The 23,296-nt window shown below is 45.8% G+C and carries 21 protein-coding genes; 14 read left to right on the top strand and 7 right to left on the bottom strand.

The window, feature by feature from the left end:
* Nucleotides 1-75 precede the first annotated feature (75 nt).
* Nucleotides 76-1,269, bottom strand: a complete 1,194-nt coding sequence (locus KI659_RS02360; protein ID WP_213943729.1) for a LysM peptidoglycan-binding domain-containing protein — start codon at nt 1,267-1,269, stop codon at nt 76-78.
* Between the two features lie 310 nt (nt 1,270-1,579).
* Here KI659_RS02360 and KI659_RS02355 point away from each other — a divergent pair, with 310 nt between their 5' ends.
* The 12 genes from KI659_RS02355 (at nt 1,580) to KI659_RS02300 (ending at nt 13,559) form a co-directional block, all read left to right on the top strand.
* Nucleotides 1,580-2,941 (top strand): NfeD family protein, encoded by a 1,362-nt coding sequence (locus KI659_RS02355; protein WP_213943728.1) that lies wholly within the window; start codon nt 1,580-1,582, stop codon nt 2,939-2,941.
* Between the two features lie 67 nt (nt 2,942-3,008).
* Nucleotides 3,009-3,383, top strand: a complete 375-nt coding sequence (locus KI659_RS02350; RefSeq protein WP_213943727.1) for a globin domain-containing protein — start codon at nt 3,009-3,011, stop codon at nt 3,381-3,383.
* Nucleotides 3,380-4,180 (top strand): lysophospholipid acyltransferase family protein, encoded by an 801-nt coding sequence (locus KI659_RS02345; RefSeq protein WP_213943726.1) that lies wholly within the window; start codon nt 3,380-3,382, stop codon nt 4,178-4,180. Before KI659_RS02350 ends, KI659_RS02345 begins: the two co-directional genes overlap by 4 nt.
* Nucleotides 4,167-4,454, top strand: coding sequence for an Asp-tRNA(Asn)/Glu-tRNA(Gln) amidotransferase subunit GatC (gatC, locus tag KI659_RS02340; RefSeq protein ID WP_213943725.1), 288 nt, complete (start codon nt 4,167-4,169; stop codon nt 4,452-4,454). The genes KI659_RS02345 and gatC overlap by 14 nt, the downstream gene beginning before the upstream one ends.
* The gene (locus KI659_RS02335) at nt 4,454-7,243 is read left to right on the top strand and encodes a hypothetical protein (protein WP_213943724.1); all 2,790 of its coding nucleotides are present in this window, start codon (nt 4,454-4,456) and stop codon (nt 7,241-7,243) included. The genes gatC and KI659_RS02335 overlap by 1 nt, the downstream gene beginning before the upstream one ends.
* 75 nt (nt 7,244-7,318) lie before the next feature.
* Nucleotides 7,319-8,050, top strand: coding sequence for an ABC transporter ATP-binding protein (locus tag KI659_RS02330; RefSeq protein ID WP_213943723.1), 732 nt, complete (start codon nt 7,319-7,321; stop codon nt 8,048-8,050).
* A gap of 26 nt (nt 8,051-8,076) precedes the next feature.
* On the top strand, nt 8,077-8,625 hold the full coding sequence (locus KI659_RS02325; protein ID WP_213943722.1) for a cob(I)yrinic acid a,c-diamide adenosyltransferase: 549 nt from the start codon (nt 8,077-8,079) through the stop codon (nt 8,623-8,625).
* A gap of 4 nt (nt 8,626-8,629) precedes the next feature.
* Complete coding sequence (locus KI659_RS02320) at nt 8,630-9,697, top strand: branched-chain amino acid aminotransferase (RefSeq protein WP_213943721.1); 1,068 nt, start codon at nt 8,630-8,632, stop codon at nt 9,695-9,697.
* Between the two features lie 69 nt (nt 9,698-9,766).
* Nucleotides 9,767-10,279: a hypothetical protein gene (locus KI659_RS02315; protein WP_213943720.1), complete on the top strand. Its 513-nt coding sequence runs from the start codon at nt 9,767-9,769 to the stop codon at nt 10,277-10,279.
* A gap of 107 nt (nt 10,280-10,386) precedes the next feature.
* Nucleotides 10,387-11,488 (top strand): peptide chain release factor 2 gene (gene prfB, locus KI659_RS02310; protein ID WP_213943719.1). Its coding sequence is split into 2 segments (ribosomal slippage): nt 10,387-10,446 and nt 10,448-11,488, totalling 1,101 coding nucleotides; the frame shifts between segments, so codons are not numbered across the junction.
* A gap of 69 nt (nt 11,489-11,557) precedes the next feature.
* Nucleotides 11,558-12,736 (top strand): MFS transporter, encoded by a 1,179-nt coding sequence (locus KI659_RS02305; protein ID WP_213943718.1) that lies wholly within the window; start codon nt 11,558-11,560, stop codon nt 12,734-12,736.
* A gap of 85 nt (nt 12,737-12,821) precedes the next feature.
* The gene (locus KI659_RS02300) at nt 12,822-13,559 is read left to right on the top strand and encodes a lysoplasmalogenase family protein (RefSeq protein WP_213943717.1); all 738 of its coding nucleotides are present in this window, start codon (nt 12,822-12,824) and stop codon (nt 13,557-13,559) included.
* Here KI659_RS02300 and KI659_RS02295 read toward each other — a convergent pair.
* The 6 genes from KI659_RS02295 to KI659_RS02270 form a co-directional block, all read right to left on the bottom strand.
* The gene (locus tag KI659_RS02295; RefSeq protein ID WP_213943716.1) at nt 13,544-14,890 is read right to left on the bottom strand and encodes a M24 family metallopeptidase; all 1,347 of its coding nucleotides are present in this window, start codon (nt 14,888-14,890) and stop codon (nt 13,544-13,546) included. The genes KI659_RS02300 and KI659_RS02295 overlap by 16 nt on opposite strands.
* Complete coding sequence (locus KI659_RS02290; protein WP_213943715.1) at nt 14,887-15,450, bottom strand: acyl-CoA thioesterase; 564 nt, start codon at nt 15,448-15,450, stop codon at nt 14,887-14,889. Before KI659_RS02290 ends, KI659_RS02295 begins: the two co-directional genes overlap by 4 nt.
* A 75-nt stretch (nt 15,451-15,525) precedes the next feature.
* Entirely contained in the window at nt 15,526-16,890 is a 1,365-nt protein-coding gene (locus KI659_RS02285) for an MATE family efflux transporter (RefSeq protein WP_213943714.1), read from the bottom strand.
* Nucleotides 16,891-16,893: 3 nt separating this feature from the next.
* A complete protein-coding gene (locus KI659_RS02280) occupies nt 16,894-17,442 on the bottom strand; it encodes an NUDIX domain-containing protein (RefSeq protein ID WP_213943713.1) in 549 nt (182 codons plus the stop codon).
* A gap of 105 nt (nt 17,443-17,547) precedes the next feature.
* Nucleotides 17,548-18,030 carry an Lrp/AsnC family transcriptional regulator gene (locus tag KI659_RS02275; protein ID WP_143960347.1) on the bottom strand — a complete coding sequence of 161 codons (483 nt, stop codon included), beginning with the start codon at nt 18,028-18,030 and terminating at the stop codon, nt 17,548-17,550.
* Nucleotides 18,031-18,240: 210 nt separating this feature from the next.
* Nucleotides 18,241-19,476: a tetratricopeptide repeat protein gene (locus KI659_RS02270; RefSeq protein ID WP_246535259.1), complete on the bottom strand. Its 1,236-nt coding sequence runs from the start codon at nt 19,474-19,476 to the stop codon at nt 18,241-18,243.
* An 81-nt stretch (nt 19,477-19,557) separates the two neighbouring features.
* Here KI659_RS02270 and KI659_RS02265 point away from each other — a divergent pair, with 81 nt between their 5' ends.
* Nucleotides 19,558-20,205, top strand: a complete 648-nt coding sequence (locus tag KI659_RS02265; protein ID WP_213943712.1) for a sulfate ABC transporter permease — start codon at nt 19,558-19,560, stop codon at nt 20,203-20,205.
* 91 nt (nt 20,206-20,296) lie between these two features.
* Complete coding sequence (locus KI659_RS02260; RefSeq protein ID WP_213943711.1) at nt 20,297-23,275, top strand: glycosyltransferase family 117 protein; 2,979 nt, start codon at nt 20,297-20,299, stop codon at nt 23,273-23,275.
* The last annotated feature ends 21 nt before the right edge of the window (nt 23,276-23,296 follow it).

Genomic DNA, 23,296 nt, shown 5'->3' with positions numbered 1-23,296 from the left:
AAAGACGGGAGACCGAAGACCGAATATATCTACGTCCTCAATCTCCCGCCTTCGGTCTCCCGTCTTCCGTCTTTTTCAATAAGAAACCTCCACTGGGAAACGGCTATTAACTGCCCTGAGTTGCTCGTAGGCAGCCTTGGATACTTTGATCAGCAACCTGCCATTGTCGCCGGTTTCAGGAAGTTTTCCTACCACTCGGGCAAAGATGGTCACATCATTCTCCTCGTTTCTGATCCTCATGATGGTACCAACGGGAGCATTTCTGTGCAATACTAGATATTTGGTATGGTTTCCGGTCCCTTCGATTACTTCAGCCTGACCGGTTTCCTTGATATTCTTTCTTTCTGTAGATTCCTCCACTGGCGGTGCGGTTCTGGTATTCACCACCGGACGGGGATTCTCGGCTGGGGCTTCACTTCTTACTGTTTCTATCCACTTTTGGGCAACGTCTGCTTTGTCAGCATTCCCGCTTTTTGCCTGCTGTGGCTGGGATTGATTGGCAGCTTGGTTCTGCTGAGCTGGAGTCTGGGTGGTCGCTCTGGCCGGGGCCGCCCCACCTTCTCGCTGGCTAACTTTCAACTTTTGCCCAGGGGCCAAGTTAGTAGAAGTAAGCAGATTCCAACGGATGATATCATCCACCTTGGTGTCGTAATCTTTCGCCAATGAAAAAAGTGTTTCCCCTGGGGCTACAGTATGCATCACCCATTCGCCATCAGTAGAAGCTGCGTTTGGCTGGGCATCACGGGGAGCTTCAGCTCTTTTTTCCTCTCGCTTAGTAGCTGGAGCAGCGGGAGTCTGTGCCGCCGGTGTTTGAGCTGCAGCTGATTCAACTGCCGCTGGCTTTTTACCCTCCTTGATGATTAGGTTTTGGCCTACACTTAGGCCGTTGCCGTTGAGGTTGTTCCATTCTGTCACTTCCTGCACGGATACGTTGTGGGTTTTGGCAATGGCGAAGAGGGTTTCACCAGGCATCACCTTATGTACTTTAGCCCCCTCGGGAAGCGGCTCTTTTTCCGTATATGGGATCCTGATCCTCTGCCCCGGCTGAAGGCCGCCGGCAAGGGTGGGGTTTGCGGTAATAATATCGTTCATGGGAGCATCATAGCGCCGGGCGATTCCAAAAAGGGTTTCCTTTTGGTCAATTTCATGGATGATGAAAGTTTTGCCATCCTTTTTCTCAATCCCCACGGAGTCCATCGCCGCATACTCTGATGCCGACACTGCCACTCCTAAACCCATAAAACACAAAGTCAATAAACTTTTCTTCATTAGAATATTCTTACCTGGTATTAATGTTACTTTTTTAAACAAAATCAACCTGTTTCCAGCAATAACGGATAGTTTTATTTGATGTTTGACGATCCGCTCGAAATATGTGGCAAAGAGGTAATTTTTGCCTACAAATTTCAAATTAATTTCTTTAAATACAACGGGCTAAAGCCACTAAAATATTTAATTATCGTTAAATATTACACCCTAAAATCAGCACTGTAATCAGTTTGGAAGTCGATTCTTTTACTATAGGAGCAACGATAAAATCAATAATTTAGGTATATTGGTGAGTAAAACAGCATCATTCATGAAGTATCCTTTTTATATATGGCTATGTTTGCTGGGCCTAGTAGCTTCCCAAAGCTTTGCTTTTCAGGAGGACAGCATTCCAGCCGCCAGTTCCAAGGTTTTTGTTTTTGACATCAAATCGGACATAGACCCCAGGATGAACCGACAGGTTACCCTTGCCATGGAGGAGGCCAAGGAAAAAGCCGCCGACCTCATCATCATCCATATGGATACTTACGGAGGGGCTGTTAATGATGCCGACGATATCCGTACCATGGTATTGGAGTCGGAGATTCCCATCCACGTGTTCATAGACAAGGATGCCGCCTCCGCAGGGGCACTGATCTCCATAGCAGCCGACAGCATCTACATGGCCCGCGGGGCAAGCATAGGCGCCGCCACAGTGGTGGTAGGTGGATCAGGCGAAGCGGCCCCCGACAAGTACCAATCCTACATGCGCTCCATGATGAGAAGCACCGCTGAAGCCAAAGGCCGCGATCCCCAAATCGCCGAAGCCATGGTGGACCAGAGCATCGAAATAGAAGGCATCACCAAGGAGGGCTCGGTTATTACCTTTTCGGTTTCTGAAGCCATAGAAAACGGCTTTTGTGAAGCCCAAGTAAACAGTATTGAGGAAATCATAGAAAGGCAGGGGATTACGGATTATGAAATCACACGATATGAACCAAGTGGCGTGGAAAAAGTCATTGCTTTCTTCCTAAACCCTGCTGTGAGCGGGTTCTTGATTCTGGTGATCTTTGCAGGCATTTACTTTGAGATCCAGACACCGGGCGTGGGCTTTCCTTTGGCTGCGTCCGTATTGGCGATGATCTTATATTTCATCCCCTATTACCTCACCGGGTTGGCTGGGAATTGGGAGATTTTGATTTTTATAGTTGGTTTTGTCCTGCTGGCGGTCGAAGTATTCGTGCTGCCGGGATTTGGGGTGTTTGGCATATTGGGCATCTTGGGTATCCTGGCCGGACTTACCTTCGGCATGCTGCCAAACGACGCCTTTGACTTCACTTTTGTGCCCACAGGGGAATTATTTACCGCATTGCTTACCGTGATCCTTTCGGCAGTAATCAGCATAGCCCTGATTTTCTACCTGGCACCAAAGGTAAACCAATGGAAAGCTTTCAACCACATCTCTTTGGCCACTACCCTCAGCAAGTCGGAAGGCTATACCAGTTCCTTCTACAGCGATTCGCTGGTAGGCAAGGAAGGAGTCACGCATACCCGCCTTATGCCTAGCGGCAAAATAATAGTGGAAGATGAACTGTATGATGCCTACAGCCGCGGGGAATTTATCGATAGGGGAGAAAAAATAGTGGTGATCAGCGCCGAGGGCACCTCCCTAAGAGTCAAACGGATGGTTTAATATTTGTTAAGATCCTTGCCTGCAGATTTCAGGTTTTTTTTAAGTATGTTTGTGCCAAAGAAAAAGCATGCACGATTTCCAAACAATCTATAGCAAAATTGGGGAGGAAAAAATCAAGAAGCTGGTCCATTATTTCTATGAGGAAGTGGCTCTAAACCCAGATCTGAGGGCTCTTTATCCCGAGGAGTTGGCTCCTGCCGAGGAAAGGCTTTTCCTGTTTTTGCTACAGGTATTTGGCGGCCCCCAGACTTACAGCGAAAAGCGGGGCCATCCCATGTTGCGCAGAAGGCATTTCAACTGGGAAATCGGCGGTAGGATGCGGGATGCCTGGCTGAATGCCATGATGAAGGCAATGGATAAAATGGATTTTGATTCCACGGTAAAAGATCAAATGTTGGGGTACTTCGTAAAAGTGGCCAACCACATGGTAAACAAGCAATGAAAATTCTGAGGAGGATATATTCAATTTACGGTTTGGGGGTGTTTATCATCACCTTCCTGTTGCTTTTGCCTTTTTTTGTGTTGACCATCGAGATTCCCGGCCTGAAGAAATACGGGCGCATGCTCAACAGGGTGTGGGCCAAGCTGTTTTTTGTGATGCTTTTCATCAAGGTGAAATACGAAAACAAACACCACCTGAAGTTCAGCAAGCAGTACATCATCGTAGCCAACCATTTCTCCTATCTGGACATCCCCGCCTTGGGGCTGATTCCCAATGATGCCATCTTTATCGGGAAAAGCTCCCTGGGCAAACTTCCGATTTTTGGCTACATGTTCAGAAATTTGCACATTGCCGTCAACAGAAGTAGCCTGAGAAGCAGGGGAGAAACGATCACCAAAACCAAGGAGGCCTTGGATAAAGGCAGCAGCGTGGTGATTTTTCCCGAAGGGGGAATCATCGCCCAAAACCCTCCGCAAATGGGCAGGTTTAAAGATGGGGCCTTCAAGGTGGCCATTGAGAAACAAATCCCCATTATTCCTGTAACTTTATCCTATAATCACTTAATTTTGCCGGACGACGGCAAACTGTTGCTGAACTATAAAAACATCAAGGTCGTTTTTCACCCGCCGATTTCAGTGGAAGGACTGGATGTAAAGGCTGCAGGGGAGCTAAAAGAACGTTGCTACCAAACCATTCAGGAGCAATTGTGGAAGGACAACCCCGAGCTGGTGGTTTCAGGCCAAACAGTAGCTGAAAACAATAATCTTCAGAATTTGATCATACATGAAAATAGATAACAATACCCTTAAGAAAATCGCCCATTTGGCCAGACTTGAATTTGATGAGGCAGGGGCAGAGAAAATGACCAAAGACATGACCCAGATTTTGGACTGGGTGGAAAAGCTCAACGAGGTGGATACCGAAGGAGTGGAGCCCATCACCACCATGTCATCTGAAGTCAATGTATTGAGGGAAGATAAAGTAGGCGAGCACCTTTCACATGAAAAAGGACTGAAAAACGCTCCTCAGAAAGACTCTGATTACTTCAGGGTACCAAAAGTAATGGAATAATGCGGTTTTCGAGTCGCACGAACTACCTCCTTCTGGGCCTGCTATGCCTGATCGGGGCGGTAATTCTTATAGAAACACTTTATATCAACCCGGGTAGAGCCATGCCGCTCGAGCCGGGCATCTTTTCCGAAAAGATAAACATTCCCCTCAAGTTTCTGAATTTGGGATTATGGCAGTTGCCACTGGAGGTTGAAAACTTTGTGCTTTTCCAGAATTACGAATCCCTCCCCCCTATCCTTCAGACGAATTCCACCCTTGTTTTTGGGTTGGCCATTTGGCTATTGACCGCTGCGGGGATGGTATTTGTATCCACCTTCAAGCGGGTTCAGTTCATTGTCACAGCAGTAATATTCATAGGACTATCCCTGCTGGCCGGATTCAACGGTTTGAATATTGGGGGCATTAACACTCCTTATGGTCTATTGATCTGGATTTTGGGGATGGTGGCTCCGGCCATGCTTATCCATACTTTTTTGGACCATTGGCAGCTTGGCAAAAGAGCCCTAGTAATTATCCCTGTTGGTCTTTTGACCTTGCCACTGTTGGCATACTTAAGCCCGGTGATCAATCCCTACCTCATGATGGCCGAAAACCTCAGCCTTTTGGCAATGGGATTTTCCTTCATCTTTTTTGCCTACATAGGCCACTCCGCCATCACAGGTTTGTTTTTCCTGCTCGTCAAACTTAATAAAGGCGTCGGGATCAAAGTCACCTGGCACTTTGTAACTATCTTTATCATCTACCTGATAGCACTTATCTTTGTATATCTTGACATTACCGGAAACGCCACATTTGGCTTCCCTATAGTACCCATTCCTTTTTTGTTTTTGCTGGTGGGAGCTTTGGGCTTTTTGGAGGTGCACCTCAAAACCAAGCAGATTGAGCAGCCCTACCCTTTTCCAAGCATAGGGAAAAACTTCTATCTGATCGGTTTCGCCATTGCTATTTTCACCTACTGGAAGGCAGCCTTTTCGGTTAACCAGCCCATGCATGACTTTCTCAGACATGGTTTTATTTATACCCAAATAGCCTTTAGTACACTCTTCTTTGCCTATGTGCTAGCCAATTTCTCCAACTTGATGAACAGCGGGCAGATGGTGCACAGGGTGCTATTCGAACCCAAGCTTTTCGCCTACATCCACATGAGACTTGGAGCACTGATCGGTATGCTCAGTTTGGTCATGTTTGCCGACGGGGTTATTGGTTTGCAGTTTGGGGCCAGCTCCACTAATTTGGCCGCTGACTATTATTACGCCACCAATCGTCCACTTGAAGCTGGGATCCTGTTTGAAAACAGCTGGGACCGCTATAGGAACAACCCAAAGGCAAAAAATGCCTCGGCCCACATGAAGCTCAACCAAAGACAGCCAACCTTGGCCAAAAGAGAGCTCGAACAAAGTCTGGAGGTGGCACCTACCGTGAATGATATCATTTTGCTGTCCTCGGTTTTGCATAGGGAAAACAAAGTCCTGGATGCGATATTCTACCTGACCAAAGGCTTAGAGATTTTCCCTGACAACATTCATTTGAGCAACAACCTGGCGCTGCTGCAGAGCAGAATCAACAAATCGGAAGATGCCTACGCCTTGCTGGAAAATCTTTCAGCCAACAATAAAATCATTTTGGCCAATAAAATCGGGCTTCAGGTAAAACACCTCATCCGATTTGAAGAGGAAATGGATCCTGAAAACGATTTGATTGCACAGATCAACAGCCTGGCTTTTCACAACCAAAAAGGGAATATAGCCCCTTTCAGTTTACGAGATGAAAAAGAAGTGAATACGCCACTTCTGGAGAGGGCGCTGCTGACCAACCAATGGAGCAACCAGACCACTGGGACAGTTGGGGATGACCTGGCATTTATTGACCAGAAACTTTCCGAGGAAAATGCCCCCCAGGCCGAAGAAGAATGGAGGCAGCTCAGGGTGCTGCGGACCCTCCAGGCCAACAGGATAAATGAAGCTGTGGAATACAGCAACGGTCTTGCCTTCGGGTTTGCGGGCTCAGCCGGATATTACCACCATCTCACAGCCATGATTCTGGCTGGTCAACTTGATTTTGAAAAGGCGGCCAAAGAACTGCAGCAGGCAGAAGAAAAGGGCTTTCGGAATTTCAAGCCCGAGCACTTGGCAATCTTATATTATGGAGGGAAGCCCGATTTGGCAATGCGGATTGCCCTGCAGTATGAGGCAGACTGGCCGGAGTGGCTCAACTTGGAAGAGGAAACAGCAGTGGAAACCCAGGAAGAACGTTTCTTTCACGCACTTTCTAGATTGCTTCCCGCCACCAAGCAAGAGGTTTTGGACAGAATTGCAACTGTAGATGATGTGGATATGAGGTCTAGACTTGCTTATGAAACACTTTGGAGAAAAGCCCATTGGTTCGACACAAAAGAATTGGAAGGGTTAAAGACCTTGATCCTCCAATCGCCAACCTTTCAACAGGAAGAAAGCTATATATCTGAGCTCATCACCATGCTGAAACCCGGTGAATGGAAGATCCCAAGCCAAGAAAGATTGGAAAGAACAGTGGACGGCAGTGACCTTACCGCCAACGCCTATTGGACCCCTTTGGTGCTCAAAGCGGTAGAAGCTGAGGAAGACCTGATGGAAAAATACAACATCCTTCAGGAAGCAATCAGTTTCAACAGAGATCCTTTGTTGTGGATCAATTTTGTCAAACACAGCCGGATGGCCGGCTTGCACCAATATGGAAGTGAGGCTTTGAGCGACATGCGGGGCTGGGTGGATGACCAAACCCTTGAGGAACTACAAGTTAAACACTTTTAAATGCCGTTTGTGGCATATCATACTGTAATAATCCTTTGAAAACCGTATATTGAAATCCTAAAATAATTTTATGCGATGGGAAAAGTAATTGAAACCAATGACATTCAGAAGGTTTACCGAATGGGAGCCGAAGAAGTACACGCTTTAAAATCTATTTCCATCACCGTCAACAGAGGGGAATATGTGGCTTTTATGGGGCCTTCCGGATCAGGAAAGTCCACACTCATGAACATAATCGGTTGCTTGGACACCCCATCGGCGGGCACCTACATTTTGAACAACAAAGATGTAAGTGACATGACCGAAAACGAGCTGGCCGAAATCAGAAACCGGGAAATCGGGTTCGTGTTCCAAACGTTCAACCTTTTACCCAGGGCCACTTGCTTGGAAAATGTAGCCCTTCCACTTATCTATGCTGGGTATGGCAAAACCGAACGGCACGACAAAGCCTACATGGCACTGAAGAATGTGGGGCTGGCCGACAGGGTAAGTCACAAACCCAATGAACTTTCAGGAGGTCAGCGCCAAAGGGTGGCCATTGCCAGGGCATTGGTGAATGACCCGAGTATCATCCTTGCCGATGAACCTACCGGTAACTTGGATACCAAAACCTCTTATGACATTATGGGCCTTTTTGAGGAATTACATTCCAAAGGCAACACCATCATCATGGTCACGCACGAGGATGATATCGCCCATTATGCGCATAGAATTGTAAGATTGAGAGATGGACTTGTAGAGTCTGATACTATCAACCATAACCCAACCAGAGCCAAAGTAAAACAGGAAGCCCAAGAATTGGGTTAAACATAACACCAACTTTCAATTCTTCCATGAAAATCTATACCAAATCAGGGGACAAAGGCACCACCTCTCTACTTGGAGGCACCCGTGTATCCAAGGCTCACCTACGCATTGACGCCTATGGAACAGTCGACGAGCTCAATTCCTATATAGGCTTGCTCAGAGATCAGGAGGTCAATTCGAGCCGAGCGGACTTTTTGAAGGATATTCAGGACAGGCTTTTCACCGTCGGAGCGGCACTGGCCACGGCCCCAGGCAAGGACAAGGTCAAGAGGCCCGACATCCATGAGCAAGATGTGGAGTTGCTGGAGAAAGCTATCGATGAGATGGACAAGCAACTTGCACCGCTGAAAAATTTTGTATTGCCAGGTGGACACCAGGCGGTTTCCTTTTGTCATTTGGCCCGAACGGTTTGCAGAAGGACAGAAAGATGCATCATTCTATTAAATGAATCGGAGCATGTGGATGAACTGATCGTCACCTATATCAACCGGCTTTCCGATTACCTTTTTGTGCTGGGTAGAATGATGGCTAAAGAACTGAAAATTAACGAGGTCCTGTGGGAACCTAGAAAATAACAACATGAACACTACCATAGAAATCCAAATTAACCAAACCTCCGACTCCAAACTATCGCAAACTGACTTCGACAACCTACAGTTTGGACAGACCATCAGCGACCACATGTTTGTGGCTGATTTTAAAGATGGCGAATGGGGCGAGTTTAGAATAGAGCCGTATGCTCCGCTCACCCTCAATCCGGCAAACTCGACCCTTCATTATGGGCAGTCGGTATTTGAGGGTATGAAAGCTTACAAAAACAAAGACGGGGAAACCCTGATTTTTAGACCAGAGGAGAACCAAAAACGACTCAACGACTCAGCTCAAAGAATGTGTATCCCTGAACTTCCGGAGGAAATATTCATGAGCGGGTTGAAAAAACTTTTGGAGGTGGACAATGCCTGGATTCCTAACAAGGACGGGTATTCTCTTTACATCAGGCCCTTTATTTTTGCCACAGATGATTTTCTTGGGATCCGACCATCCAGCAATTATAAATTCATCATATTCACCTGCCCGGTGGGGCACTACTATGCCAAGCCAGTGAAGGTGAAGGTGGAAACTAAATATAGCCGCGCGGCTGAAGGCGGTACAGGTTATGCAAAAGCCGCGGGCAATTATGCAGGTTCCTTGTATCCTGCCTTGCTTGCCCAGAAGGAAGGCTATGACCAGCTACTCTGGACAGACGCCAAGTCCCACCAGTTTATAGAGGAAAGCGGCACGATGAATATTATGTTTATTATCAACGACACCTTAATCACGGCTCCATTGACCACCAGCACCATTTTGGCAGGTATTACCAGGGAAAGTGTGTTGATATTGGCCAAGGAAATGGGATTGAATGTGGAAGAGAGATTTCTAAGAGTGGCAGAACTGGAAGAGGCCTTGGAAAAAGGCTCCGTGGTGGAAGCCTTTGGTACCGGTACCGCCGCTACCATAGCCCACATTTCACTCATCTCTGTAAATGGCAAGGATTTTACTTTGCCAGAAAAACCAAGCGACTCCTTTAGCTACAACGTATTGGAAGAACTTGATGCTATCAAGTATGGCAAAAAAGAAGATCCTTACGGCTGGATTACCAAACTTTAAATTCTTAAAGAGCAACATCCACCTAGGTGTTGCTCTTTTTATGTGCACGATTACCTTTCACTTGGATTTATGAAAGTATTATTCTTATCACTGGCATGTTTATTCTGCCTCGAGGCTGCTTTTGCCCAGCATGTATTGCTTCTGCAAAGAGGCACCAATAAGAAAACTAGGATTTTCTACGAAGTAGGGGAAGAAATCACCTACAGGCAAACTGATGCGGACTACTTCTACACCGACGTCATCACAGAAATCCAGCAGGATATCATAGTGATGCGTGAAAATGTGCTCAAGCCTGAGCAAATCGCTGTGGTGGACATCCGGCACAAGGACGAGAGAAACCAGACTATTCGAAACCTCAGCACGTTGGCGGCTGGAGCGGGAGCTCTATGGTTGACCGCCGAAACGATCAACAGCCTCTATCATGACGGCAGGCTAAGCTACAGTACAGGCGGGCTGATTCTCTCAGGTGCACTTTTTGCTACCAGTGGAATCATATCCCTTACGAAATATAAGTATTTCAAAAACCAGGGCCGCAACAGAATTCAATTGATCCGACAGGAGCCTGAGGACCAGATTGACTGATTGGGTGGAGGGCCACATTTCTGTTGAGGTAATTGTTAAACTGGAGAGATTAGGTAAATCGGTTTTAAATATCGAAATTTGCACCCTTAAAATAAAACGAATTTATTATGACATCAGACGGGTTGAAAGACTTGAAGGCGCGTATCACGGCCTTGAGGAGGTATCTTTGACTACGATCGTAAGAAAGTAGAAATAGAAGACCTAGAGGCGGTATCCGCCCAACCGGACTTCTGGAATGATCCGGAAGAAGCCGAAAAAACAATGAAACAAATCCAGGCGCGTAAAGCTTGGACATCTGCCTATGAAAAGGTGGAAACCCAAGTGCAGGACCTGGAAGTGCTATATGAGTTTTACACTGCCGGAGAGGTAGACGAAAGCGAGCTCAAAGCTGATTACAACAAGGCCTTATCAGAAGTTGAAGACCTCGAGCTGAAAAAAATGCTCAGCAGTGAAGAGGACCAATTGAGCGCCATGCTGGAAATCAATCCAGGTGCGGGCGGTACGGAAAGTAACGACTGGGCATCCATCCTGATGAGGATGTACATTATGTGGGGAGAGAAAAACGGCTACAAAGTTCGTGAAGTAGACCTCCAAGAAGGTGAAGTGGCCGGGATCAAGTCGGTTACGCTGGAATTTGACGGACCTCTGGCTTATGGGTTTCTAAAATCCGAGATCGGAGTACACAGATTAGTAAGAATTTCACCATTTGACAGTGGTGGAAGAAGACACACTTCTTTTGCCTCTGTATATGCCTATCCTGTGGTGGACGATACCATTGAGATTGAAATCAACCCTTCGGACATCGAGCTACACACCTCCCGATCAGGTGGGGCAGGCGGGCAGAACGTGAACAAGGTAGAAACCAAAGTTCAGCTGACCCACAAGCCAACCGGAATCGTGGTGGTCTGCCAGATCGAGCGTTCGCAGCTAGCCAACCGTGAGAAGGCCATGCAAATGCTGAAGTCCAGGCTTTATCAGCTGGAGATGGAGAAGCGAAATGCCGAGAGGGCGAAAATTGAGTCCGGCAAAATGAGGATCGACTTTGGTTCTCAAATCCGTAACTATGTGCTTCACCCATATAAGCTCATCAAGGATGCCCGGACCGGTCATGAAACTTCCGACGTACAGTCTGTGCTGGACGGCAACCTGAATGAATTTATCAAAGCTTACCTGCTGGCCCAAAGCGAAGAGGAGTCTAAACAGGATTAAGCATCACCATTCTTATTAATGCGATTAAAGGCACTGCGACAAGCGGTGCCTTTAATCATTTGAAACCCCATGAACTTCCGGCCTTCCTTCTTTACCCTTGATTTCATGTTGCTGTGCATAAGTTCATTTCTGTTCTTTGCCAGCTTCAACATGATCGTGCCCGAGCTCCCCTCCTATCTCACTTCTTTGGGCGGGGAGGATTACAAAGGCCTTATCATCTCCTTGTTTACCCTAACAGCTGGTCTTTCCAGGCCCTTTAGCGGAAAGCTGGCCGACAAGGTGGGAAGGATCCCCGTGATGGTTTTTGGTGCCATGATTTGCTTCGGGGTAAGCTTGATGTATCCTATCATGACCTCGATCGGTGGTTTTCTGTTCTTAAGGTTTGTGCATGGCTTCTCAACCGGCTTTACCCCTACCGGCACTTCAGCTTATGTGGCCGACATTGTGCCCTTTCAGCGGAGAGGAGAAGCTATGGGTATACAATCGCTTTTTGGATCCCTAGGCATGGCAGCGGGGCCGGCACTTGGGGGATACATTGCTGCCATTTATGGCCTTACGCCATTGTTTTATCTCTCGGCTATCATTGCATTGCTGTCGGTAGTCATTCTTTTCAAGCTAAAAGAAACTGTACCCAACAAAGAAAAACTTCACAAAAGCCATCTCATGCTAAAAAGACATGAGATCATTGAAAAGCGGGTGGTGGATCCATCGGTAGTCCTGTTTTTTACCGTTTTCTCTTTTGGCATCATCCTGACAATAATTCCGGATTATTCAGCGCATTTGGGTATAAAGAACAAAGGGCTGTTTTTTGCAGTCTTCACCCTATCCTCTCTGGCTATCAGAATCATAGCTGGAAAAACTTCGGACCGCTATGGCAGGATCCCCATCCTCAAGATTGCCACTTTCATTATGGCATTATCTATGCTAATTATAGCTTATGCAGACAGCAAGATGATGCTGATGATTGGCGGAGTACTTTTTGGATGCTCTGTGGGAATGAACTCACCTACCGTTACGGCTTGGACGATTGATTTATCCCTTGATGCTTATCGGGGAAGAGCGCTGGCCACGATGTACATTGCCCTTGAGGCAGGTATCGGTATGGGGGCATTGTTTTCCGGCTGGTTGTTTGCAAACCAAGCTAGCAATTTCAAGATGGTGTTTTTGCTGGGCACGGTAAGTGCGCTGATTGCTTTTGTCTACTTATTTACTTTTCCATACAAGAGAAAATATTTAATAGGCAAATAAACGCAAAACATTTTGATAATATAACATTAATACATTACTTGAAAGTTGTTACTATATTTCAGAAGTCTAATTCTTGTAAAAGGTAATGATTGCCAATAACAGAACATTCATATTGGGATATACTGTCATCACGCTGGTGGCTATCTTTAGCGCACTATTGGGCGGGGGCAGCAATATGGTTCATTACCTAAGTAGGCTTTTGATTGTGCCAGCCATTTTGTTTGCCCTGATTACCCTGTTCAAAAAATTTGAACACCCATTGATCCCAATTCTTATCACAGCAACCTTCTTCAAATTTCTTGGGGACATTTTCTTCATGGTGGATTTTGAAATCATCCTTTTCAGAATGCTCGGCCTTTGTAGCTTTATAGTGGCCAATGTGGCATACGGGCTGATGTTCTTTCTTTCCTTTCAGCAAAAGCCAAAGTTCAAAAAAGATACCTTCTTCCTTCCTGAAATCATCTTTATCACCATCATTCTGGCGGTATTGTTGATCATTTTCCCACGTCTAGGCGTGTTCAAAACACCCGTTTTGATTTACAGCATCTTTTTGGTGCTTACCATGATAGCCGCATTTAGGCGAAGAAAATATTTAAAACCAAGAACTTATGTTCCGGTTTTGGTGGGATCTGTGCTCTTCTTGACAGTGGATATCCTGCATAGTATGGGCCTATACTATCAGGATCCCATTCGAGTAGTGGTATTGGTGGCCGCCTATAGCTTGGGCCACTACTTTGTAATTGAAGGAATGAGCCTCCAGTTTAGTGATGAAATACCGGAGGATCAATCCTCTTTGATAGAACCCTCTTACGGGTTGAGATGAGTGGAGCGCCGGGGAATGGGCATGATCTTGGTCTGCCTTCCATTGATATAGGTGACCTTCTCCCCATCATAAATCGCCTCTTCCTCCAGCATTATGCGAACATCTTTGTCCCATTCCGTTATAAACACCTCTGCATTCAGCTCAATAGAAAAGGCCGTATTGGGGTAAAGCGGGTAATCTCCCGATCCGGGGGTATCGCCCTGATTGTCCCACATCCCTATGGTAGGGCCCGCCGCATGGCCATGATAACCGATCGGGTGGGTGTAAATGGTAGCCTTGATGTTTTCCTTCTCTGCAATTTCCAAACTTCTCCTCAATATCTCGTTACCGCTTCTTCCTGTCTCAAACTGGCTGGTCAAGATATCCTGCAGCCTGTTTCCTACCTTTAAGGCATCTTCCAAATAGGATGGCACCTCGGTTTCCCCTGGCTTAAGCACATAGGCCAGTTGCTGGGTATCCGTATTTAACCTCAAATAGGTAATTCCAAAATCCATGTGAAGCAGATCACCCGGCATGATCACCTCAGCCTCTGGCCTGCTGGCAAACGACTTCAACGTTTTCTCACTTTCAGACCGTTGAATATCTACAGTGGGATGAAACCAAGTATCCAGCTTGAGCTCCTTGATTCTTTCCCTATACCACCACACCACATCATCGGTGGTAGTAACACCTGGCGTAATGACTTTTTCGGAAAGCCCTTCGGCAATGATTTCATGTGCCAAACCTACAATATGCCTGTAAGTAGCCATTTCCGCTACAGTGCGGGTTTCCAGCCAGCCCACGGCCAGGTTTTCGGCTGATACCACCTTGTCTTTCAGGTTTTCCGGCAGGTATTCCATCAGCAGGTTATATTCGGTAGCGTTCAACCCGTCAGCATGCCCATAATTGTCCGCCATATTCACAGCGATTTTAGATGGATTGCGTTCTTCAATTAGCTTGGTAAGCTGCTCCCATTGGTCAGGAGTTTCCTCTGGATCCCAGGATTTCTTAAATGCTTTTCCCACATCATAGCGGGCCACGGCAAGTTTTTCCACCCCTTTTCCCTCCCCTTGATCATAAAGCAGGAGCATGGTCCTTCGCCTTGCGGCATGCCAGGTGGCAGGGAGCAAAGTCCTGATCACCGGATCTTCATTATATTCCCGGCTTACCACAAACCACATATCAATCCCCTCTCTGCGCATGAGTTTGGGAAGGACAGAATCCAGTTTGTCGTTTAGCCATTGGTCAATCACCTCGGCTTGGTCGCGCTGGGACATGACATGCGACTGGGCGTGGCTTTCAGAGTAGGCCAAGGCAATGGCCAAGGCCGCGGTCAGTATAGTTTTTTTCATAAGTCGGCTTTGTTAATACATCTTTCATTCTTGAGCAGGGCCTTGATGTCCTCATCTTCCCAATGGCTTTTGATATCCTTGAGGCTCTCGCCGTAGCTTCTCTTAAACTTCCTTCTATAGATTGCCTCCACAAACCTGCGGAGATCGGTAGGTGTTTCCAGTATTAGTTTAGGAACAGTAAATGGCTTATCATCATCCCCCTTGGCAATCATGGTGAAATAACTGGTATTGGTATGGTTCACTTTCCCGGTTTTGACATCTTCGGAAATCACCTTGATACCGATTACCATGGAAGAGTTTCCCACGTAATTGACGGAGGCCTTCAAGGAAACCAACTCCCCTACTGACACTGGCTTAAGGAAATCTACCGTGTCCACGGAAACCGTCACGCAATAGGCACCACTGTGCTTGCTGGCGCAGGCGTAGGCTACTTTGTCCATAAGTGACAATAGAATACCCCCATGGATCTTCCCGCCAAAATTGGCGTAGCTGGGAATCATGAGTTCGGTGATGGTGGTTCGGCTGAAATTGATTGGGCGTGAATCTTTCTTATTTTCCATATTTAAAAATTGTAGATTGGAAAATAGTCAAAAATGTTGAATTGCGCCAGAGAGAGGGCAATTAAGGCGCCGGCTTTAGTCCAAAACCGGCGCTTTTGTTTCTTTGAGTAACTTATCACTGAGCTTGTGAAACCTCCACAACAGCATCACACCTGTGGATGTCAAACCAATCAGAAGCCCATACCAGATCCCCTTTTCCTGCATGTTGAAGACAAAGGCAAAAAGGTAACCCAATGGAAGCCCCATCACCCAATAGGCGACCAGAGTCACCAAGGTGGGTACTTTCACATCAGACATTCCCCTCAAGGCCCCTAGCCCTACCACTTGAATGCCGTCAGAAAGCTGGAAAAATCCTGCGATAATCAACAAGGAGGCGGTCATTTCAATAACCGGAAGTTCATCGATATATAGGGTCGGCAAGAAATTTCTGAACACAATGAAGATAAAAGCAAAACAAAGCATGAACAAGGCTACCATGCCAAAGATGGTAAATCCTGCTTCCCTTAACGTTTTGATATCATTTCGTCCCAGCTGGTTTCCCACCCGCACCATGGCGGCGGCCGATAGCCCAGAGGCCATCATGTAACTGATGGAGGCCAAATTTATGGCTATCTGATGTGCGGCAAGGGCATTCACCCCAATCCAGCCCATCATAATGGCTGCGGCACTGAAGGCTCCCACTTCGAAGATAAACTGAAACCCTGTGGGCACACCTATCTTTAGCATTTTGGAAATCATGGGAAAACTGAGTTTTTTAAAGCCGAAGCCAATTTTATATTCAGTGTACCTTTTGGAATGCCACACATAATACCACATGATCAGGCCCATCAACACCCTCGAAATCAGGGTGGCCCATCCAGCTCCGTTTAGGCCCATTTCAGGAAAACCTAGCTTACCATAGATCAACACCCAGTTAAGGAATACGTTGATCAGGTTGCAGAAAATGGTTATAAACATTGCCTGCTTGGTCTGGGATAGCCCCTCAGCAAACTGCTTAAAGGTCTGGAAAAACATGAAAGGGATAAGGGAAAGGGTGATAATTCCCAAATAAGGAATGGCCAGCCTGACCACCTCTTCTGGCTGGTTCATATAACCTAGCGATGGCGCGGCCATCACAATGATCAAAAACAGCACCAGCGCCGAGAACATGTTGATGACAAAACCATGTTTAAAAAGTTTGGCAATACGTTTCCTGCTGCCCTTCCCGTCGGCTGCAGCAACAAGAGGCGTTATGGCCATGGACACGCCGATCCCAAACATCAGCACCACAAAGAAAATACTGTTGGCCAATGATGCCGCGGCCAATGGCTCGGCTCCCAAGCGGCCCACCATCATACTGTCCGCCACCCCGACCAAAACCTGCCCCAACTGGCTTAACATCACCGGATACGCCAAATTGAAGGTGCGGTTGAAATGCTCTTTATAGGTTAGTTGAGTCATCTGTTATTTTATATCTAAAAGCCTACCTGCTTTCAGCAAGCCTGCAATACTTATCGCATCTGTAATCTCTCCATTCATCACCATTTCCAAAGCCTTGGATAGCGGAAGCTTTTTAACGTGGAGTTTCTCGGTTTCCTCAAATTCAGTCTCACCCTGTGTCAAATCGGTGGCCAAAAAAACGAAGCCCTCCTCATCGGTCACCGAATTGGAAGTGTGGATCCTCATGATGTTTTCCCATTTTTGGGCGGAAAGTCCCGTCTCTTCCTTCAGTTCCCTTTGGGCGCTTTCCAGCATATCCACATCGAGCGGTCCTCCTCCCATGGGGATTTCCCAAGAATATTCTCCCAGTGTATAGCGATACTGTCCTACCAGCCAGGTATCCCCCTGCTCATCTACGGGAATAATCCCTAGCGCAAGGTTTTTGAAATGAACCTTGCCATAAATACCATCTGTGCCTGCAGGTGTCAAAACTTGATGCTCCTCAACGGCAATCCACGGATTGTCGTATTTAAGCTCTAAAGAAAGGGTGGTCCAAGGATTCTTCGTCTCCATTATTTCAACCAATTAAGGAACCAAACTGACCGGTCCCAGAGTACAAAGTTAAACAACAAAAAAAGGGTGACCGCTAAGCCACCCTCAAACTTTTTAAAGTCTTTCTTAAGCAGGTATAGGAAGGACTTTGCTGTCCTTGAAAGTTGAAAGGATAACCATTGACTGCATGGAATCCACTTCTTTGATTTCAGAAACTCTTTCCAACATCAACTTTTGGTAAGCAGTGATGTCTTTAGCGATGATTTTCAAGATGAAATCACCAGTACCAGTAATGTGGTGACACTCAATCACTTCCTGAATAAGGTTGATTTCCTTCATGAAAGCGTCGATGTTACCTTTGTTGTGGCCTACTAGACCTACCAATACGAAGGTACTTACACCTAGCCCGATTTTCTCAGGGTCAAGTTTGGCATGGTAACTTTTGATGATCCCAGACTGCTCCAGTTTTTTCACCCTCTCCAAAGTAGGTGCAGGGGAAAGCCCAATGTCTTTCGAAAGCTGAGCATTAGTGATTTTCGCGTTAGCCTGAAGGATTTCTAAAATCTTCCTGTCAATCTTGTCAAATTTTACTTTGATGCTATTATCCATAATGTAGGTATTTGCAAAATTATATGTTGCACAAATGTACTATATTCTTAAATTATTTTAAAGCAATTCAAAACAAAAAACGGCCATTCAAACAAAATATTGTTAATCTTAATGAAGATTATCTAAAATATTACCATCAAACCCTATAATCATCTTGAAAAAATTCAAATTATCTCCTGAATTTACAATTTAGGTGAAATGAATTTTTGATTAAATTTTATTCTTTTTCACAAAATCTCGCGCTTCTTGGTGCGCAGGGTGCTTTCTTTTGGCATATTTCTTCACATCCTTGAAGTATTTTTTGGCCGCTGCCTTGTCATTTTCCTTGGTGGCTATCTTCCCCAAATTCAACAAACTATACAAATAATACCCGCTCTCTTGTGTCTCGGACTCCTCTCCAAATGCTATGGCTTTTTGATAGTATTGCTTAGCCGATTTGGTCTGCCCAATACGCTCATAATACTGCCCAACGAAGAAAGCTGCATATCGACCACTATTGGCTTCATAGCCCGTCTGTTTTGCCTCTATCCGCTTCAGGATCTCCATACTCGACTCCATAGCATCCAAGCTTCTTCCCACCGAATATAATTGACGGGCATAGAATCTATGGAAATAAGGATTGTTGGGATATTTGTTGTGCAAATATTCCGTAATACTCAAAGCCTCGTAAGGTTTCTTTTCCTCCGCCGAATAAAGCCTGAAAAGAAAATATTGGGCCTCCACTCTGGCATAGAAGGCATTTTTGGATACATCCTCCAGCTGTTGCAAGCCAAGTTGCTTATCCCCTTTGGGAAACAATGCCAAAATGGGTTTCAATAGAGGATAATTTTCCGGAATCCACACCGAAAAATAATTGAACAGGGCATCCCCTAACAAAAGTTCGGGGCCCAGTTCTTCCTCGCCGCGACTCATTTCCAGATATTTCAGGGCATTTTTTCCAGAGAAAGTGGCTTTAGTCCAAGCCTTTCTCTCACTATATAATCGCCCCTTAAAACCATGTGCACCAGCCAAAAAGAAAGCAGCTTCCTTATTCTCAGGATCTTGCTTAATAAGTTTCTCGGCCTTATGAATAGAGGAATCCATATAAGCAATAAAACGTTTGTCAAACCGCTCGTTTTCCATATCTGGGGCGATCTTCCACCACTGGCTCAAACCTATCAGAAAATCTGGCAGAGGATGATCAGGATAAGAATGCTTCATCACCATAAATCCCCTTTCAGCCGTGGCAAAATCAAAGTTGTACATGCTATTCACGTACTCAGTGATGCGAAACTGCAGGCCCCTGTCTAATAAAAGATATCCGGAGGGGTTGTCTACTACCTCTTCCAACGGCTCTGCCCCAACCGTATCCCCCGCTGTCGTACGGACTGCTTCTTTCATTTGTGCGTGGACTCCCCCCGTAACCAATCCCAGTCCAAACACCAACAAACACAATATATTTCGCATACGATACTTCATTTTTCCGCAAAATTATACGCGATAGCTTTCAAAAGCATACATTTACGGTAATATAATTTTGATAATTCTATGGCCGTTTCTCCTACCAACTTATCACAACGCACGGAAGAACTAATTAATTTCGACAAAAGAATCTTTTTTGCTTTTTTGGTGATAACCTTCATCTTACTGCGTTATCTCACCAATATTTTAATCATTGAGGCCATTCCAGGCTCCAATGAATTGGGTCAGGACGGCACATTCACCTTTTTCCATATCTTCAATACGCTCAATTATTTATGGACGCCTTTTGCCTTGCTTTGGAAGTTTACCTTAACCGCTTTTCTATTATGGATTGGCACATTCCTTTTTGGATTTAAAGTCAAATACGGGGAAATATGGAAATTTGTCCTGGTGGCTGAAATGGTTTTTATTTTGCCGGACCTGATCCGCCTGCTGTATTTTGCGGCCATCCCTCCTGATAATTATTGGGAGATCAGGAATTTTCACCCTTTCTCAATCTTTTCATTTCTCTCGACGGACAATGTGCCTAGCAGGTTTCACTATCCTCTTCAGGCAATTAATTTATTTGAGGTTTCATATTGGTTTTTGCTTGCAATAGGCATCCATACCCTTACTGGAAAAAACTACAAAACCTGCTTGGGATTGGTCTTGAGCAGCTATTTGATGGGGTTACTTTTATGGCTTGCCTATTATGCGATGGTGTATAAAGGATAAAGAATGCCCTAGATCGGTTTAAAATCTGTTAAACCGCCTATTTTTCATCTATAATTTTTTATTTTCGCCATTTGTAATTAAGATTTTAAACATGTTGAATTATAACAAGGTCAATAACCTCACGGGCTGGATTGTTTTTTTCTTTGCCACATTAGTCTATGTTCTGACAGTTGAAGACACGGCGAGCTTTTGGGATCCAGGAGAATTTATCGCGGTAGCTTACAAGCTCCAGGTCCCCCACCCTCCGGGAGCCCCTTTCTTTTTGCTGGTCTACCGGATGTTCAGCTTTTTTGCTTTTGGAAATGAACTGCAGGTAGCCTACTGGATGAACATTGCCAGTGCCTTGTTTTCGGGATTCACGATTTTGTTCCTCTTTTGGTCTATTACCCTATTTGGAAAAAAACTTTTCAAAGTTGAAATGGGCCAAGAGAGCAAGGGCCACACCATCGCCCTCATGGGGGCGGGAATTGTGGGCGCACTTGCTTACACCTTTTCCGACAGTTTCTGGTTTTCGGCCGTTGAGGCGGAGGTTTACGCCATGTCCTCTTTCTTTACCGCCATTGTAATTTGGGCGTTTTTGAAATGGGATGTGATCACCGATCCACGGGAAGAAAACCGCTGGATGATCTTTATCGCTTACCTGGTAGGACTGTCCATTGGAGTCCATTTGCTCAACTTGGTCACCCTGCCTGCCTTGGCGCTGATCTATTACTTCAAGAAATATCCCAACCCTAATCTGAAAGGCGCCTTTTATGCACTCGTTCTTGGAGGGGTTGCGCTAATTATCATCAACAACATCATCATCCCCGGTCTGCCGAGCATTGCAGGTTCCGTGGAGATTTTCTTTGTCAACAGTCTTGGGTTGCCATTTGGCTCTGGTATCATCGTATTCAGTGCTCTATTTATTGGAGCATTGATATGGGCGATGTTTTTCTCCATCAGGGAGAAAAAAGTATTGCTGAATACCATACTTTTAAGCCTAACCTTTATCCTTATCGGATACGGTTCTTATGCCATGATCGTGATCCGAGCCAATGCCGACACGGTGATCAACGAAAACAACCCTAAAGATGTCCTCAGCTTTGTAAGTTATCTCAAAAGGGAACAGTATGGTGATCGCCCGCTCTTGCACGGCAGGTATTTCACAGCCGACATCATTGATCAGGAAGAAGGGGCGCCCATCTATGTGAAGGGTGAAAACAAGTATGAAATTGTAGACTATCAAATCAACAGTACCTACGATCCAGAGCATACCACCATCCTGCCGCGGATCTATTCCACGCAAGATAGGCACAGACAGATCTACAGAGCCAAACTTGGCTTGAGGGAAGGGGAAAAGCCCTCTTTCTCTGATAACATTTATTTTATGTTCTCCCACCAGTTGGGACATATGTATTGGAGATATTTCATGTGGAATTTCTCGGGCAGGGAAAGTGATTTCTCAGATGCACCTTGGCTGGGCTTCTGGGATGCTTTTGACGACACCTATCCAGATTACATTCAAGATAACAAGGCCCACAACAATTACCTCATGTTGCCATTCATTTTGGGTATCATCGGGTTGATCTTCCAGGCCAAAAAGGATCCGAAATCCTTCTACGTAACCCTGATGCTGTTCTTGATGATGGGGGCAGTACTGGTACTTTACCTCAACTCACCTCCAGTGGAACCACGTGAAAGGGACTACATTTATGTGGGTTCGTTTTATGCGTTTGCCATTTGGATTGGTATCGGGGTGATGGCCCTTACGCACTGGATCGCCAAACTGAACAAGAATTTTGCGGTGGCAGGCATCATCGCTACCATGATTGCTTTCCCTGTGCCAGCCATAATGGGAATCCAAAACTGGAATGACCATGACAGAAGCGACCGTTTCTTCTCCGTGGATTCGGCCAGGAATTTCCTGGCATCCTGTGAGCCCAATGCTATCTTGTTTACAGGTGGGGACAATGACACCTTCCCGCTTTGGTATGTTCAGGAAGTTGAAGGTTTCAGAACCGATGTTCGGGTAATTGTATTGAGCTATTTTGACACGGACTGGTATGTAGACCAGATGAGAAGACCGGTGAATGAGTCTCCAGCCATTGACTTCACCCTTGAGCCACGAAATTACCGCAAAGGCACCAATGATGTGCTATATGTAAGCGAAAGGCCAGGGCTGGATGCTATCTCCGCCAGGGAATATTTGAAACTGCTGAAAAACGAAAGCGACTTGTTGAAATTGAGGTCCAGCTTCAAAGGAACCCTGTTTTCAGTTCCCTCCAAAAACCTGATACTGGACGTGAACAAGGATGAAGTAAGAGCCAAAGGGGTGATACCAGAGCACATGGAAGACCTCATGGTTGACCAGCTTAACATGCGTGTGAAGGGCAATTATGTCACCAAAGGCGGCATGATGCTCATGGACATGATTGTGACCAACAACTGGGAAAGACCTATCTATTTCAACAACACCTCATTGGCCTCCATTGGGTTTGACTTGAGTGATCACGTGGTAATGGAAGGCTTGACCTACAGGTTGCTTCCTGTCAAAAAGCCTGAATATGTTGAAGAATTGGTGAATACGGATAAGGCTTATGACAATGTCATGAATGATTTTGCCTTCAGAGGCATGAACAATCCTGACAATTATTTTGACGATGAGTTCAGGAGATTCACCTCTAATCATAGAAGTGCGTTGAATAGTTTAACTATCGCGCTATTGGAAGAGAACCAGACTGAAAAAGCTAGAGATATACAAATGTTGAGTCTGGAGGCTTTCCCTCACGAAGCCATTCCTTATGATTTGGCCAATGGGCAGGCGGTTCCATTGCTTTTCGAACTTGGAGAAGATGACTGGGCTATGGATATCATCGAAAAGATTTCCCATAGATCTGTTCAGATGCTCCAATTCTACACCGAGCGCGACCGGGCTATCGACCGAGAGGCAATGATTGCTGGAGAGATGCTGAAATATTTTGTCCCCCTACTCAAGGAAAGAGGTTATGATGAAATGGCTACCCAAATCCAGAATGACATGGACCGCATATTCGGACAGTCCTCTGGAGGAAACCAGCTTCAAAGAAGGTAACACGATAAAAGCCGTTCCGCA

This window comes from Litoribacter ruber, from assembly GCF_018449405.1.
Taxonomy (GTDB): Bacteria; Bacteroidota; Bacteroidia; order Cytophagales; family Cyclobacteriaceae; genus Litoribacter; species Litoribacter ruber.
Note: the sequence above shows the minus strand (reverse complement) of the source record. Positions and strands in the feature narration are given on the sequence as shown.

Excerpts from the sequence above, each read along its gene's own strand:
- KI659_RS02305 (WP_213943718.1), top strand. The coding sequence starts at position 11,558 with ATGAACTTCCGGCCTTCCTTCTTTACCCTTGATTTCATGTTGCTGTGC.
- KI659_RS02335 (WP_213943724.1), top strand. The coding sequence starts at position 4,454 with ATGCGGTTTTCGAGTCGCACGAACTACCTCCTTCTGGGCCTGCTATGC.
- KI659_RS02355 (WP_213943728.1), top strand. The coding sequence starts at position 1,580 with ATGAAGTATCCTTTTTATATATGGCTATGTTTGCTGGGCCTAGTAGCT.
- gatC (WP_213943725.1), top strand. The coding sequence starts at position 4,167 with ATGAAAATAGATAACAATACCCTTAAGAAAATCGCCCATTTGGCCAGA.
- KI659_RS02285 (WP_213943714.1), bottom strand. The coding sequence starts at position 16,890 with ATGACTCAACTAACCTATAAAGAGCATTTCAACCGCACCTTCAATTTG.
- KI659_RS02280 (WP_213943713.1), bottom strand. The coding sequence starts at position 17,442 with ATGGAGACGAAGAATCCTTGGACCACCCTTTCTTTAGAGCTTAAATAC.
- KI659_RS02290 (WP_213943715.1), bottom strand. The coding sequence starts at position 15,450 with ATGGAAAATAAGAAAGATTCACGCCCAATCAATTTCAGCCGAACCACC.
- KI659_RS02360 (WP_213943729.1), bottom strand. The coding sequence starts at position 1,269 with ATGAAGAAAAGTTTATTGACTTTGTGTTTTATGGGTTTAGGAGTGGCA.
- KI659_RS02295 (WP_213943716.1), bottom strand. The coding sequence starts at position 14,890 with ATGAAAAAAACTATACTGACCGCGGCCTTGGCCATTGCCTTGGCCTAC.
- KI659_RS02265 (WP_213943712.1), top strand. The coding sequence starts at position 19,558 with ATGGCCGTTTCTCCTACCAACTTATCACAACGCACGGAAGAACTAATT.
- KI659_RS02270 (WP_246535259.1), bottom strand. The coding sequence starts at position 19,476 with ATGCGAAATATATTGTGTTTGTTGGTGTTTGGACTGGGATTGGTTACG.
- KI659_RS02315 (WP_213943720.1), top strand. The coding sequence starts at position 9,767 with ATGAAAGTATTATTCTTATCACTGGCATGTTTATTCTGCCTCGAGGCT.
- KI659_RS02300 (WP_213943717.1), top strand. The coding sequence starts at position 12,822 with ATGATTGCCAATAACAGAACATTCATATTGGGATATACTGTCATCACG.
- KI659_RS02275 (WP_143960347.1), bottom strand. The coding sequence starts at position 18,030 with ATGGATAATAGCATCAAAGTAAAATTTGACAAGATTGACAGGAAGATT.
- KI659_RS02345 (WP_213943726.1), top strand. The coding sequence starts at position 3,380 with ATGAAAATTCTGAGGAGGATATATTCAATTTACGGTTTGGGGGTGTTT.
- KI659_RS02260 (WP_213943711.1), top strand. The coding sequence starts at position 20,297 with ATGTTGAATTATAACAAGGTCAATAACCTCACGGGCTGGATTGTTTTT.
- KI659_RS02350 (WP_213943727.1), top strand. The coding sequence starts at position 3,009 with ATGCACGATTTCCAAACAATCTATAGCAAAATTGGGGAGGAAAAAATC.
- KI659_RS02320 (WP_213943721.1), top strand. The coding sequence starts at position 8,630 with ATGAACACTACCATAGAAATCCAAATTAACCAAACCTCCGACTCCAAA.
- KI659_RS02325 (WP_213943722.1), top strand. The coding sequence starts at position 8,077 with ATGAAAATCTATACCAAATCAGGGGACAAAGGCACCACCTCTCTACTT.
- KI659_RS02330 (WP_213943723.1), top strand. The coding sequence starts at position 7,319 with ATGGGAAAAGTAATTGAAACCAATGACATTCAGAAGGTTTACCGAATG.